Origin of the sequence: Pseudoalteromonas sp. SG45-2 (assembly GCF_014164115.1) — a bacterium.
GTDB lineage: Bacteria > Pseudomonadota > Gammaproteobacteria > Enterobacterales > Alteromonadaceae > Pseudoalteromonas > Pseudoalteromonas distincta.
The window spans coordinates 57,365-71,958 of the sequence record NZ_JACJEO010000010.1 but is presented as its reverse complement, the minus strand read 5'-3'; the positions used below and the strand labels follow the sequence as shown (position 1 = coordinate 71,958).

Sequence of the window (14,594 nt, the reverse complement as noted above, 5' to 3'; positions counted from 1 at the left end):
CGTAATGTGAGATGTTTTACATCGATTTTTTAATAATGCTTTTAAAAATTAAGCTTTAATTTAAGCAGCATGAAAATTTGGGGAAACGCGCAAAGCTTGCTAAAATTCGCCCACACAGTTGGGAGTGAGTATGCCACAAATAGAAAAAAGTGCGCTGGTTATGTACAGCACTAAAGAGATGTTTGATCTAGTTAATGATGTAGAAGCTTATTCGCAGTTTTTACCAAATTGCTCAGACTCAAAAATTGTTTCACAGCATGATAATAACATGACCGCGAGTTTAGAAATATCCAAGGCGGGTATAAAAAAGTGGTTTACCACCGAAAACACCTTTGTTGATGAGCAAACAGTGTTACTAAGCCTTGTTGATGGACCATTTAAGATGTTAAAAGGACGTTGGCACTTTCAAGAGCTTGACGCCAAAGCATGTAAAGTTCACTTGCAACTAGAATTTGAATTTTCAAGTAAGTTAATAGAGCTTGCCTTTGGTAAGATTTTTAACGATGTTGCAAAAAATATGGTGAGTGCATTTACTCAACGTGCAAAACAGGTTTATGGAGCGAGAGCATGATTAATGTTGAGGTGGTATTTGCATTACCAACCACGGCCACGTGTTTATCAATTGAAGTGCCACTAGGGACTACAGTCGAGCAAGCTGTTATTCAGTCAGGTATTATACAAAAGTGCCCTGAGATAGATGCTACATCGCTAACTTTAGGTGTGTGGAATCGAACTGTAAAAGCTAACTATGAGTTAAAAGACGGTGACCGTATAGAAATATATCGTCCATTAATTGCAGATCCTAAAGATGCGCGTAGAAAGCGTGCAGAAAAAGCTAAAGAAGAAGGGCGTGCAAATAAAATAACGGGTGGCCGCCCACTCGAAAAGTAACGAAAATCGGTATAAACGTGGAAAATTTAACGGATTAAATCACACGCTGACGTTGTTTAAAATGGTAAAAGCTTTTAAATAAACCAATAAAAAAGGTGAGCCATGCTCACCTTTTTTTACCACTTGAGAAATTTATTGCTCGAGCGGTGTAGTAAAGTTTTCAGGTTGGTCATAATCACCTGAAATTGAAACTAACTTTTCATTTTCAAAGTTAATTACTAACTCTTTATTTTGCTCGTTTTTACGGCCTTTATTGAAGCTGTAAATATAACGCCAAGTATTGTTATCAAAGGCGTCTTCGGCAATAGGTCTGCCTAATACGTAAACAACTTGCTCTCGAGTCATATTTACACGAAGTTTTTCAACATCCGATTGCTCTAAAAAGTTGCCTTGTGGGATGTTAATTCGGTATACCCAGCTAGAGCAACCTGCTGCTGAGCTAAGTGTTAAAGCAACGATAAGCCAAAGAGAAAAAGTTTTTAACGACTGCATTGTTAGTTGTGATCCTTATTTTTTATAATCTGCATGATACCGATTAGTCACTGAAGGTAAAACCCTTTTAAGCAATTGTTTTATGTTAAGGGCGTTAAGGTAATGTTTTGACCATTAATAATGAAAAAAGTTTACAGCACATCGAAACGAATATTTTAAAAACGGAGTCTACTTGGTTTTTATATATAGTTGAGACACGATTTGGTCATTGGTACACAGGGATCACGACTAATGTTGAAAAACGCTTTGCAACTCATCAAGCCGGCAAAGGGGCCAAAAACCTTAGAGGGAAAGGGCCGCTTTTACTTATCCATCAACAACAAGTTGGTAATAAAAGTGAAGCAAGTAAACTTGAGTATCAATTAAAAAAGCTTTCTAGAGCCAAAAAAGAAGCATACGTTTTAGCATTTAATACCGGCGACACTAAAATCATTTAGTTAATTTACTTAGATTAAACCGTATTCGCTGTGGGCAAAAGCTAGCTTTTAATATAGCTTTTGCTCACAAAGGAAATATAGCCGTTATAGCTGCTTAGCGATGTTTTTCAAAGGTAGCGACAAGTGCATCGAGTGTTTGAGCGCTGTTTGCCAAGTCACGAATAGCTTGCTCTGTATTGATTTGCTCGCTCATTGCTTTATCGCTAATTTCACTTATTTGCTCTATGTTACGACCTACATCAGCAACCACATTACTTTGCTGCTCAGTTGCAGTTGCAATAAGCGTAGCCATATCGTTTATTTGATTAGCTGTTTCGGCTATCGCATCGAGTAATTCTACTGAGCTTTGCATGGCTCCAACGCTTTGCTGCGCTTTATCTTTTGATTGGCTAATATCGTTAACTACATCATCAGATATTCTTGTAAGCTCTTCAATCATAGATTGAATTTCGGTGGTTGATTGCGATGTACGGTTTGCCAGAGCGCGTACTTCATCAGCAACAACAGCAAAGCCTCGGCCGTGCTCACCTGCGCGAGCAGATTCAATTGCCGCGTTTAAAGCAAGTAGATTAGTCTGATCCGATATCCCTCTAATTGAATCCACAATACTTGCTATATCAACCGTTTTTTTAGAAAGCAAAGTAACTTGCTCTGTTATGCCATCAATATCGCTAGCTAGGGCTGAGATAGTTGCCTGGCTTTGTAATACTTGTTTATGGCTTTGAATGGTGTTCTCACGGCTGTTATCGGTTAACTTAGCTGTATTCGCTGCGCTTTGTGCTATTTCTTGCACTGTAGCGCCCATTTCGTTGATAGCTGCTGCGACAGATATTGTTTGCTCTTTTTGATTATCAATTGCTTGCGAGTTTCGTTTTGCCTGTTCAAATACATGATCAGAACTTTGGCGAATATCGTGGCTTTCACTGGCAACTTGAGTAATCGCTGTTTCTATTTTATTTATAAACTGGTTAAAGCCATTACTTAAATTGTTGAGCTCTGGTTGGCTTGATTCTGGTAAGCGGTACGCTAAGTTTGCATCGCCAGAGCCTAAGCGTGAAAATAACTCAGCCATTTTAGAAAGTGGAGATGAAAGAGAGCGAGCAAGTAAGTAACTAATCAAGCTAGCAACTAACGCGGTGATTACTGTAAAAGTAAATATTTGCCATTGTAGGGTGTTTACACTTGCGAATACTTCACTTTTTGGTACTTGAGCTACAACATATAAGTCAGTGTTTTTAATTGGGGTTGCAGCTATAAGAGTTGGTTCGCCATTTAAGTTAATTTCTTCTAGTGCAAAGCCATTACTATTAAATAGTTGGCTGTGAATATTTGCAGTATATAAATCGTCAATATTTGCTTTTGCTACTTTATTGGCATCTTTATGAAGTTGAATTAATCCATTTTTATCTGCAATAAATACAAAACCTGTTTGCTCAATTTTAAATTGCTGTAATAGCTTTTGCATATCAGTGATGCTTTTTGCAAGACCTGCTAAACCAGTACCATTAGCTTGCTGATGATTTACAAACATTTTCACATCATTGGCTGACTCTTGATAAATACTGATAGAATAAGGTTGTTTTGATTGTTTGAACGCAAAAAACCAGCCATCAGCTGCATCGTTTTTTAACACACGCAAAAAACCATTTTGGTTCCAGTACTGTGCAGTGTCTCTATTTGCCCAAGATGCTGTTGCTAAATCGTATTGCTGGGCAACACGATTTAATTCTTTTAATAATAAAGTGTCGTCTTGATTACTAGACTGAGCCCACTGTAAAACAAATTCGTTTGATGATAGTTGCTGAGCAGCACCAAGTAACTCATTAATTTCACCGCCTATATGATTACTGATTGTTTGCAGTTTACTAGGTAGCTCTGACTCGATCATACGTTGCTCAATTATGTCTTTAGAGCTGTATAAAGAGGTCAAGCCAATCAGTGCCGCTACGCATATAGCAATAACACTGCCTAAAGCTGTGATTTTTTGAGTAATAGAAAGGTTTTGTATCGTCATGATATTAATTAATTTTACAACTGAGTAGAGGACTATACTAGCACATTATTTATTTAGAGCTAGATATTGCCTACTGTGAAATGAATAGAAGGTAGCGTGTTATGGTTAAAATTTTATGGATATGCATAAAAAAGCCCATAAGCAAAGCATATGGGCTTGGTTTCTAACAAGCGAAACATTTATCGTTTAGGGTTAAACAATCTTTTTCATTGCTGACATGTAGCCACGTAATTTAGCACCTACTTTTTCAACTGGGTGTTCACGAAGGGCGGCGTTAATTTGAATTAATGTTTGGTTATCAACTTGGTTACTGTGCTCGCCAAGGCCTTTACCAATAACATCTGTATCAATTTTTTTCATAAAATCTGCAAGTAATGGTAAACATGCATGGTTATATAGGTAACATCCATACTCTGCAGTGTCAGAAATTGTACGGTTCATTTCAAAAAGCTTTTTGCGTGCAATAGTATTAGCAATTAATGGCGTTTCATGTAAAGACTCGTAGTAAGCTGACTCTTCAATAATACCGGCTGCTGTCATGGTTTCAAAAGCAAGTTCAACACCTGCTTTTACCATTGCTACCATTAAAATACCGTTATCAAAAAATTCCTGTTCTGAGATTTCTACATCGCCAGCAGGGGTCTTTTCAAAGTTAGTCTCTGCTGTTTCAGCGCGCCATTTAAGTAAGTTTACGTCATCGTTATTCCAGTCTTCCATCATAGTGCGTGAGAAAGTGCCGTCGATGATGTCATCTTGATGCTTATTATAAAGCGGGCGCATAATTAGTTTTAGCTCTTCGCTTAGTTCGAACGCTTTTACTTTTGCAGGGTTTGAAAGGCGGTCAAGCATGTTTGTAACGCCGCCGTACTTAAGTGCTTCGGTAATTACTTCCCAGCCGTATTGAATTAGCTTTGATGCATAACCCGCATCAACGCCTTTTTCTATCATTTTATCAAAACATAAAATAGAGCCAGTTTGTAACATGCCACATAAAATGGTTTGCTCGCCCATTAGGTCTGACTTAACTTCAGCAATAAATGATGATTTAAGTACACCTGCACGGTGTCCGCCAGTCCCTGCTGCATACGCTTTAGCTTGTGCTAAACCATGACCTTGAGGGTCATTTTCTGGGTGAACAGCAATTAGAGTTGGTACACCAAAACCGCGTTTGTATTCTTCACGTACTTCAGAACCAGGACACTTAGGCGCAACCATGATTACAGTAATGTCTTCACGTACTTGCATGCCTTCTTCAACAATATTAAAGCCATGAGAGTAGGCAAGTGTAGAGCCTTTTTTCATAAGCGGCATAATTGCACTTACTACAGCAGTATGTTGCTTATCTGGTGTTAAATTAAGTACTACATCAGCTGTTGGGATTAGTTCTTCGTAAGTGCCAACATTAAAGCCGTTTTCAGATGCGTTCAAAAATGATTGGCGACGCTCAGAAATAGCTGATGCGCGTAATGTGTAAGAAACATCTAAACCAGAGTCACGTAAGTTTAAGCCTTGGTTTAAACCTTGTGCGCCACAGCCTACAATAACTAGTTTTTTACCTTTAAGTGCATCAACGCCATCGGCAAATTCGCCTGCGTCCATAAATTCACATTGCGCTAATTGCGCTAATTGCTCGCGTAAAGGTAAGGTATTGAAATAATTCGCCATTGTTAGTGTCCTATAAAGTCATGTTTGTTAGATGCGCAATGTTTACTGCGCTTACAAACACCATATGTAAAATCGTTGCTTGCGTAAAATGATATATTTGAATTAAAGTGTTTCATAATATGAAATGCAGGGGGTTGGATGGAACATAAGCACTTAAACTACTTTTTAGCGTTGGCTAAAACACTTCACTTTGGGCGCGCAAGTGAGCTTTGCCACATAAGCGCACCCACTTTGAGCCGAAATATAAAACATTTGGAAGAAGAAGTTGGAGTGGCATTGTTTATCCGCGATAACCGAAGTGTTAAATTAACGCGTGAGGGGGAGTCCTTTATTGATTACGCAACGGCAACGCTTGCTAATTGGCAACGTTTTAAAACGAATGTAAAAGACCCACAACAGCATATTTACGGCAAAGTAAGTATTTATTGTTCTGTAACTGCATCTTATAGTTTTTTACATCAAATATTAGAACAACTTCGTGCGCAGCATCAGTACATAGAAATAACATTAAATACCGGTGACCCAGCACTTGCTATAAATCGTGTCCTAGATGGCCACGAATTAATGGCAATTGCAGCTAAGCCTAATAAATTACCGTCGCAAATTGCCTTTGTTGATATTGGGCACTCACCACTTTTATTAATTGGCCCAAAAATTCAATGTCCGATCACACAAAAGCTTACACAAAATAGTGATGATATTAATTGGTCTGATTTAGAGTTTATTGTCCCAGAACAAGGTTTTTCTCGCCAAAGGTTAGAGCATTGGTGGCGCAAAAATAATATTCACGGAAAAATCTACGCTCAAGTTGCAGGACATGAAGCAATGGTATCTATGGTGAGCTTAGGACTAGGTGTCGCTATGGTCCCTAAAATAGTGCTAGATAACAGCCCGCTGCAGGATAAGGTACAAATACTAACACCAAAAATGCAAGCACCTGAAGGGTTTGATATCGGTTTGGCGGTATTAAGAAAAGAGTTAAATGACCCTGCAATCAGTGCGTTGTGGAATATTGCGCAAACTTTAGAAGCAAAAGCAATTTAATATGCACACAGAGCAAGCAAATTAGTTAAATAGTATTAATATAGGTTGCGTATGAGTTTACTATTACTTAACATTGAGTGCTAATAATAAAAACAATGACGCTTGAGAGTTTATTTATGAACCACGCCGTATCACTTGCTCATTCTGCTCAATGCCTTAAAAAGGCGATTCCTTTGATGGTAAAATACCGCATGCCGGTTACGCCTATCAACTATGCAATTTGGTACTGTTACATTCAAGGGAGTAACCCTTCATTAAATGCTGAATTAGACCATGTTATTGCTGAGCAACAAACATGCTCACAAGACAAAGCAAAAGAAATTTTTGATAAGCATTTAACGCAAGACGATCTGGCTTTCTTTCAAGAAATGACTGAAAAGTTCCATACAACTATGGAGCAGGTCCAGCAAGATATAAGCACCACGCTTGAGCATTCCAAAAGCTTTACAACAAGTTTAGTTGATTCACAAAATGAATTAAATATGCTTGCTGATGTAAATTCTTATAATGAAATATTAGGTTGTGTAGAGCGCTTAACCGACGATTCTATTGCTATGCAGGATTATGCTAGAGAATTTCAAACTAAGTTAGCTGTTGCTTACAACGAAATAAAAGATTTAAAAGAAGCACTTAATATTTCAAAAGAAGCAGCTGATACCGACACGCTTACGGGGTTTTATAACCGAGGTAAGTTTGATTCAGATATCGTAAAATTTTGTTTAGAATACTCAGAGAAAGCACAGGAAGATTCTCTTGCCGTACTAATTATGTTTGATATTGATCACTTTAAACGTTTTAACGATGACTTTGGTCATCAAAAGGGTGACGAAGTGTTGAGGTTAGTTGCCAAAAAAGTGAGAGAAAATACAACTGAAACAGCAAATATATATAGATACGGTGGCGAAGAGTTTTGTATAACAGCTTATTTTGACACTATTAACGATATAATAGCGTTTGCCGATTGTATACGTTTAGCTATTGCGAAATTAGCGATTCGTAAAAAGCATGATATAACAGCTAAACGTGCTATTTCTGCAAGTTTTGGTTTAGCTATTTTACGTCCATTTACTAATAGCTCAGTTTTAGTTGAGCGTGCAGATAGAGCCTTATATATCGCAAAAACACATGGCCGAAACCGAATAGAAATAGCCCCTGATATTTAATAAGCATCAGAAGCTTGATTTATTACGGCTAAAGCCGCTATTAACTTTGGTAACCTAGTAGCTTGTAAGGTTAATAAAAAAAGTTGTTAGAGTTGGCTTCCTGCAGATTTTATTTGAATTAAAGCATTTGCGAGGTTATCCCTCATTTCCAAAGTTTCTCAAAGCAGTGCCAGGTTAGCCAACGCACATAACTAATTTGAAGGGTTTGTCACTTCAAAAACACAAAAGTTAACATTTGTGTATACAAATTGTGAATAATTGTAACCAGCTAGAGCTAGTTTAAAAAGACCTTGCTAGTATGGGGAACTTACTTAATTTAATACTTTGATGTACGCTGATGCGGTATTCCTTCTCCTTATTAACTGCTCTATGTTTTAGCACTTTGTTTGCTTGCCTTTCGGTGCAAGCAACACAGGCAAGCAAGCATGCTGACGATTATAAAGAGCAAGATATAACAACTGATCGCCTGCATTTGAGTTTAAGCGTTGGGGCTGGAGTTATAACCAACCCTTTGCATGGTGGAGATAATATTCCGCTTGTGCTTATTCCACAAATTGCGTTTTATGCAGAGCAATGGTTTTTTGATAATGGCCGCCTTGGCTATTCATTTTCACAATCCCCAAAGCATCACTTTAATCTAGTTAGTGAACTCAACTCTGAATCTCGCTTTTTTATAGACTGGCACCCTAAAAATGTATTTGCATTGCAAAGTAGTGCTCTTAATAATCAGTTTGTAATGCAAAATGAAGCCTCGTCCTCTCGCTACGCTGATATTGATAATTTGCATAAACGGCAAATTGCCTTGGATGCGGGTATTGCATATCACTATGTAAATGATGACCATGTTTTTTCAGTTCAGGCTCTGCATGATATAACCGATGTTTATCGAGGTGTACGCGGTGCATTGCAGTGGCAATATCATACTGTGCTAGGAAAGCTTAAAATAAAGCCAACACTTGGAATAAACTATAAATCTGCGGAACTAAATAGCTATTTTTATGGACTTAATGAGGGTGAAACTCAATTTGGCAAAATAGACGTTGGTAGTAGTTGGCAACCTTATGCTAAAATCGACGCCCGTTGGCCACTGAGTAAGGCTGACTCTCTTCGTTTTCATGTAGCATATTACGACTATTCGGCTATGGATGGCAGTCCGCTCTTTGAACGTACTTATTCAATGACTGCATTTATAGGATTCGATCGTACTTTTTAATATGAAGTATTCAATATTAGTTGTGTTTATTACCACTTTTTTTAGTGGTTTTAGTGTGGCACAAACCCCTGTTTTTAGTGTTTCTCCAAAAGTCTGCGTGGTTTCCGAACAGCAGGATTTTTGCGATCTTGATTTACAGTTTAAATGGCTATTAAACACCTATAGTGATGTCTGTTTGTATCAACAAGAACAACTACTTCAATGCTGGCAGCAGCAGCGTTCTGGGCAATTTAATTATAAAGCGCGTGTTCAGGTGGAGACCATATACTCCTTAATCAATCCTCATACGGGTGTGTTAATAGCAAAAACACAGGTTGAAGTACAAAGCGCCCATGCTAAAAAAAATAGGCGTAGGCTTCGCTCTCCGTGGAGCTTTTTTTAATTTAGGAGCAACTAATGCCAAAAATTTTACTTGTTGAAGATGATCTCGGTTTACAACAGCTAACAAAAGATTACCTTGAACATAATGGCCTTGAAGTCGAAGTGTTAGACCGCGGTGACGAAGTGTTTAATTACCTAGAAAACAATACACCCGATTTAATGATTCTAGACGTTATGCTGCCAGGTAAAGATGGCTTTAGCGTTTGCCGCCAAGTAAGAGATAAATTTACTCTACCAATTTTAATGTTGACTGCTAAAGGTGAAGACTTCGACCAAGTGCTTGGTTTAGAACTTGGTGCTGATGATTATGTAATAAAACCAGCAGAGCCACGTGTATTACTAGCGCGGATCAATGCATTACTACGACGTGGGCAACCAATAGTAAAGTCTAGTGAAGAACTGCAGTTTGGTGATTTAGTCATCGATAAAACAAGCCGTATTGTAAAACTAAGTGATTCAGAGATTGTATTAACTTCGCACGAGTTTGAACTACTATGGCTATTAGCGTCAAATGCGGGTGAAGTACTAAGCAGAGAACATGTGCACCAACATATGATTGGCCGTCAATACGACGGACTTGATAGAACTGTGGATGTACGCGTATCACGAATTCGTAAAAAATTAGGCGATAATAGTGATAAGCCGTATCGTATAAAAACCGTATGGGGACAAGGCTATTTATTTGTTTCTGATGCATGGGATCTTTAGAACTATTTAAGGTTAATCGGCTGTAATGGGAAAACTGTTTACCAGCTTATACTTATATATCATTGTTTCATTATTTGTTGTAAGTGGTGTTATTGAGCAGCTGTGGCCCTATGAAGAGTCGCAGCAGCAGGTCTTCTTAGACGATGAGTTTGGGCAATCACTGTGGTTGCTTTCACAAACCCCAAATGGTCTTAAAAAACTAAAGCATAACTTTGAAAGTAAAGTGATTGAACGACGTGATTTAATACTTCCTCAAAAACAACAATCGCAGCTAAATCAAAACCACTACTTATATTTGTATGATAAGCAACAACGCATTGTTTGGTATGTAGATCTCGGTAATGATTCATTACTTCAAGTAGGACCGGTAGGCGTATTAACGCAGCAATCATCTTCTGTTTGGCCGTATTTATTACTACTTATTATTGTAGGTATACCAGTTGGGCTATGGAGCTTTTTACTCTGGCGTGACTTTGCAAAGCTACGTAAAGCGTGTGAAGCGGTAGAGGGTTTGCAAGACTTTCAACTAAATGACTCTTCTAAGTCTTTCTTTTTACCTATAACTGATACATTAAAGGTAATGCAGCAACGTATTGAGTTTTTACTTAGTGCGCAGCAAGAACTTACCTCATCGGTGTCGCATGAGTTTAGAACACCACTAGCACGTTTAAAGTTTGCAATAGTCATGCTACAAGAACAAATGCTTGACGAAAAAGGCGAAAAATACCTAACAAACATGCAAACAGATATTAGTGAGCTTGAATCACTAGTTTCTGAAATGCTTGAATACGCGCGATTAGACTCTCAACAACCAAGTTTACAGCCAATAAACTGCGATTTAGCTGGGCTGGTAAAAACCACTGTTGAAAAGCTAAATTTTGAAGCTAGAACAACGCTCTCTATAAACCTCCCTGAGCATTTAAATTACTACTGTGATAGCCACTTTATGGCGCGAGTATTTCAAAATTTAATTGGCAATGCGCTCAAATACACTCATCAACAAGTCAAAATTTCATTGCTACAAGAGGCAACTCACATCGTATTGATTGTTGAAGATGATGGTGAAGGGATTGACCCCGTTGAGCGAGAAAACGTATTTAAGCCTTTTACTCGATTAGATAAAAGTAGAGGCAAGGACACTGGTGGCTTTGGTTTAGGGCTTGCTATAGTTGCTAAAATTGTGTCGTGGCACCAAGGAGAGTGTAAAGCAGAAAGCTCAAGCTTAGGTGGTGCTAAATTTATTGTATATTTACCTCTTAAATTTAAGACATAAAAAAAGCGCCTAAGGCGCTTTTTTTGCGGTTAAAAACCAAAATCAACAAGTAGCAATATAATAGACCGCAAGTATTTAAAAAAGTTCTCAATTATTTTTTATTTTTTTCAAGTAATGGCATTAACATTTGCTCAAGGCCATTTAGTTTAACCTCATACATCATCGCTAGTTGGCTACCAAGTTTCGAGTTAGGAAATCCCTGCTGTTTGAACCACACCAAATAAGGTTCTGGTAGTAGTAATAAAGGGCGCCCAGCATATTTCCCAAAAGGCATCGTTGTATTTACAGCTATTTTTAATTGTTTTGGATCCATAAGAGTTACTTAGGTTTTAAAGTCTGCGTAAGTGTAAGGGATTTTAGAAATATAAAATAGGCTGTGACGGGCAAGAAACAGCCTATTTTGCGAGGGAGTAGGCCCTCTGATTTAATAATTTTTTGTTGATTAATATAAACCTAGTTGAACTTTAATTAGCTGGGATCTAATTAAGTTATTATTAGAACATGGGGTTTTATTTAACCAACATGGATAGTCTACCTGTTTTTTATAGTCGTGGTGAAATGGCTTGTAAAGGAATGTAAATAGAATTGCTTTTCATTTAAAAACTAATAACAAAGCCTTAATGATTTTAAGGCTTTGTTATTTATAGACGTTATAAAAAGTGATTATTCGTTAAATAGCTCTTGTTTAACGTGCTCTGCAAAACCACTACCTGCTTCTAAGTAAAAGTTATAAGTAGAATGAACACCCATTTCTTCTAGCTCTTTTTGTTGATCAGGGTAGTTTGCAATAGCTGTTACTTGGCCTTTATAACCTGAGGCTTGTAGTTGCTCTAGCGCAAAAATATTTTGCATATGCTTTGGCATTGCAAGCATGACCATTTCTACTTGCGAATGATTTACTCGTTGCCAAAAGTCAGGATCTGTTGCATCAGCAATTAATACGTTGCGGCCTCTGTTAACGTGCTTATCTACCACTTCAGGTTTTATATCTATGCCTGCAACAACATTTGGGTGAGTCGCGTTGATTGTTTCATAAGCACCAGTACCAATACGTCCCATACCAAAAATGACTATTTTAGTATCGTTTAGGTTAACAGGTAGCTCTTCAGCTAAACGAGTTTTGCTTTCAAACTTTAATAGCCAGTGCTCTATTTTTACGTATAGCTCGTTTGAGCGCTTATTTAACGGCGAGGCAATTACAAAGGTAATAGAAACAGCAATTGCCATTACGGCCAGCCACTCAGAAGTGATCATGCCTGTGCTAGCTGCTACTGCACATACAATTAACCCAAATTCACTGTAGTTAGATAAACTAAAGGCGGTAAGTAATGATGTACGTGCGCGTAGTTTGAATATATTTGTGAACACGTAATAAAGCGCTATTTTAATAGGTAAAACTAAAACAAGTATAATAGCAACGATTAATGAGCTAGTGGTTAGCTCTGCGCTCAAGCCAATACTTAAGAAAAAACCGACTAATAATATGTCTTTTAAATTAAGCAGAGATTTTGATAGTTCTCCTGCTTTTTTATGTGGTGCAAACATCATCCCAATTATGAGTGCGCCTAGGTCGCCTTTTAATCCTGCAAATTCAAATGCATGATAACCAGCAACTAAAGCAAAGAAAAAACCAAATAATGGTAATAGTTCACCATGTTTAGAGCGATTTAATACGCCATACATGACAGGTCGTAATAAAGGCAGAGCAATTATTAATGCAATTGCCCATACATTTGGAATTTTACCTGTACTAATCGCTAAAAAGATAACAGCAAAGATATCTTGCATGACTAGTATACCAATGGCTATTTTACCGTGAAGGCTTGCCATTTCTCCGCGTTCTTCAAGCACTTTTACTGCAAATACAGTACTTGAAAAACTAAGCGCAAACCCAACTAATAAAGCACTTTGCCAACTTAAATCAATAAACAGTGGAATAGCGAAAACACCAAGCAATAACATAAAGCCACTAAAAAGCGCGCTGCTAAAAATAATATGCAATGTTGCAGGCGCCCACACTTGGGGTTTAATTAAACTGTTTACCTTTAGCTTTAAACCAATACTAAAAAGAAGAAGGGTTACGCCAAGTGCTGCTATTGTATCGAGCAACTCTGTACTTTTATAACCCGATAAATTTAAAGCAAAACCTGCTAATAAAAATCCAATAAGAGGAGGCAGCTTTAACTGATAAACAGCAAAGCCACACACAAACGCGGCGGCAAAATAGATTAGTTCCATAATTCTTAATATCACTTCATTTGGGGTTGCAGTGTAACGAAAAATTTATACCATTGAAAATAAAAATAGACCTAAAAATGAACGCGTCTAATCAAATACTTGCCTAGCTGTGTATAAAAAATGCGCATCAAACATATATTTAATCGTAAATAGCATGTAAATAACATTTTTTCACTGACATTGGCTTTTAAATATGGTTAAGATGCGATAACGAAGAAGTTTAAGCAAGAGCAAATAATAGAACCGCTCAGCTTAAGGAGAAATATATGTTTAAAAAGATTTTAGCGTCGGTAGGTATTGGTGCTGCAAAAGTAGATACTGTTTTAGAGACTGAACACCTACAACCTGGTCAGCTTTTTAACGCACAAATAGTCATTACCGCAGGTGATGTTAGCCAAGATATTGCAGGCTTAGATTTATTACTTATGACCCGTGTTAAAGTGGCAGGTGATGATGGCGATTATTTTACCAATCATGTGATTGACCAATGGCGAATTACAGATATAGGTACAATTGAGCCGGGCGAAATTAAAAGTATCCCTTTTGAAGCACGTCTTCATTCTGAAACACCTATTACAGAAATTAATGCAGGTTACAATCAATCTCATGTGTGGCTTGAAACAGGTTTAGATATTAATTTAGCACTTGATCCGAGCGATAAAGACCATTTACATATTTACCCTAATGAAGCTGTTAAAACGTGCATGCAGGCGATGGAAAAGCTAGGTTTTAGCTTAATGAAGGCTGATGTAGAAAAAGGCCATTTGCGCGCTTCAACATTTCAATCGTTATCGGGTTGTTATCAGGAACTTGAATATAAGCCAAATAGCCGTAGTTTATTTGGCATTCAAGAGATCGAGTTGTCATTTGTACCAGAGGCACATAAAACACATGTGCTTATAGAGCTAGACAGGGCCTTTAGAGGCGATGGTTATGTAGATTTAACCATAGAGCATGACCACGTGAATTTATCGCAGTTGTGCGACCAACTAGAGCGCTTATTTGCTTAATATAAACTAACAAGTGAATAATTTTATTAAACCCGGCCTAGGCTGGGTTTATTGTTTATAGGATT

General features: G+C 37.6%; 15 protein-coding genes. 10 read left to right on the top strand and 5 right to left on the bottom strand.

Annotated elements, in window-relative coordinates; genetic code table 11:
* Nucleotides 1-130: 130 nt before the first annotated feature.
* Together H5116_RS09150 and H5116_RS09145 are read left to right on the top strand one after the other, a co-directional pair.
* Nucleotides 131-571, top strand: a complete 441-nt coding sequence (locus tag H5116_RS09150; protein ID WP_182715998.1) for a type II toxin-antitoxin system RatA family toxin — start codon at nt 131-133, stop codon at nt 569-571.
* Nucleotides 568-891 carry an RnfH family protein gene (locus H5116_RS09145; protein WP_138488725.1) on the top strand — a complete coding sequence of 108 codons (324 nt, stop codon included), beginning with the start codon at nt 568-570 and terminating at the stop codon, nt 889-891. Before H5116_RS09150 ends, H5116_RS09145 begins: the two co-directional genes overlap by 4 nt.
* A gap of 132 nt (nt 892-1,023) precedes the next feature.
* Here the strand turns inward: H5116_RS09145 and H5116_RS09140 are convergent, their stop codons facing one another.
* Nucleotides 1,024-1,383, bottom strand: coding sequence for an outer membrane protein assembly factor BamE (locus H5116_RS09140; RefSeq protein WP_004335706.1), 360 nt, complete (start codon nt 1,381-1,383; stop codon nt 1,024-1,026).
* Between the two features lie 107 nt (nt 1,384-1,490).
* Between H5116_RS09140 and H5116_RS09135 the strand changes: the two genes are divergently transcribed.
* Nucleotides 1,491-1,820: a GIY-YIG nuclease family protein gene (locus H5116_RS09135; protein ID WP_004335709.1), complete on the top strand. Its 330-nt coding sequence runs from the start codon at nt 1,491-1,493 to the stop codon at nt 1,818-1,820.
* Nucleotides 1,821-1,914: 94 nt separating this feature from the next.
* Here H5116_RS09135 and H5116_RS09130 read toward each other — a convergent pair whose 3' ends face one another.
* Together H5116_RS09130 and ilvC are read right to left on the bottom strand one after the other, a co-directional pair.
* On the bottom strand, nt 1,915-3,834 hold the full coding sequence (locus H5116_RS09130; protein WP_182715997.1) for a methyl-accepting chemotaxis protein: 1,920 nt from the start codon (nt 3,832-3,834) through the stop codon (nt 1,915-1,917).
* A 192-nt stretch (nt 3,835-4,026) separates the two neighbouring features.
* Nucleotides 4,027-5,499 (bottom strand): ketol-acid reductoisomerase, encoded by a 1,473-nt coding sequence (gene ilvC / locus H5116_RS09125; protein WP_182715996.1) that lies wholly within the window; start codon nt 5,497-5,499, stop codon nt 4,027-4,029.
* A 138-nt stretch (nt 5,500-5,637) separates the two neighbouring features.
* On the opposite strand from ilvC, the gene ilvY reads away from it, so the two are divergent.
* The 6 genes from ilvY to H5116_RS09095 all read left to right on the top strand — a co-directional run bounded on the left by ilvY (nt 5,638) and on the right by H5116_RS09095 (nt 11,281).
* The gene (ilvY, locus tag H5116_RS09120; RefSeq protein WP_024594947.1) at nt 5,638-6,543 is read left to right on the top strand and encodes an HTH-type transcriptional activator IlvY; all 906 of its coding nucleotides are present in this window, start codon (nt 5,638-5,640) and stop codon (nt 6,541-6,543) included.
* A 116-nt stretch (nt 6,544-6,659) separates the two neighbouring features.
* Nucleotides 6,660-7,706, top strand: a complete 1,047-nt coding sequence (locus tag H5116_RS09115; protein WP_182715995.1) for a GGDEF domain-containing protein — start codon at nt 6,660-6,662, stop codon at nt 7,704-7,706.
* Between the two features lie 400 nt (nt 7,707-8,106).
* On the top strand, nt 8,107-8,919 hold the full coding sequence (locus tag H5116_RS09110; protein ID WP_182715994.1) for a MipA/OmpV family protein: 813 nt from the start codon (nt 8,107-8,109) through the stop codon (nt 8,917-8,919).
* Between the two features lies 1 nt (nt 8,920).
* The gene (locus H5116_RS09105; protein ID WP_024594944.1) at nt 8,921-9,301 is read left to right on the top strand and encodes a DUF3019 domain-containing protein; all 381 of its coding nucleotides are present in this window, start codon (nt 8,921-8,923) and stop codon (nt 9,299-9,301) included.
* A 14-nt stretch (nt 9,302-9,315) separates the two neighbouring features.
* On the top strand, nt 9,316-10,008 hold the full coding sequence (locus H5116_RS09100; RefSeq protein ID WP_004335729.1) for a response regulator: 693 nt from the start codon (nt 9,316-9,318) through the stop codon (nt 10,006-10,008).
* Nucleotides 10,009-10,033: 25 nt separating this feature from the next.
* Nucleotides 10,034-11,281 carry an ATP-binding protein gene (locus H5116_RS09095; protein WP_004335732.1) on the top strand — a complete coding sequence of 416 codons (1,248 nt, stop codon included), beginning with the start codon at nt 10,034-10,036 and terminating at the stop codon, nt 11,279-11,281.
* 91 nt (nt 11,282-11,372) lie between these two features.
* Here the strand turns inward: H5116_RS09095 and H5116_RS09090 are convergent, their stop codons facing one another.
* Both H5116_RS09090 and H5116_RS09085 read right to left on the bottom strand, forming a co-directional pair.
* Nucleotides 11,373-11,594 (bottom strand): DUF3820 family protein, encoded by a 222-nt coding sequence (locus tag H5116_RS09090; protein ID WP_024594942.1) that lies wholly within the window; start codon nt 11,592-11,594, stop codon nt 11,373-11,375.
* A gap of 350 nt (nt 11,595-11,944) precedes the next feature.
* Nucleotides 11,945-13,519, bottom strand: coding sequence for a cation:proton antiporter family protein (locus H5116_RS09085; protein WP_004335737.1), 1,575 nt, complete (start codon nt 13,517-13,519; stop codon nt 11,945-11,947).
* A gap of 266 nt (nt 13,520-13,785) precedes the next feature.
* On the opposite strand from H5116_RS09085, the gene H5116_RS09080 reads away from it, so the two are divergent.
* Entirely contained in the window at nt 13,786-14,529 is a 744-nt protein-coding gene (locus H5116_RS09080; protein WP_182715993.1) for a sporulation protein, read from the top strand.
* Nucleotides 14,530-14,594: the final 65 nt, after the last annotated feature.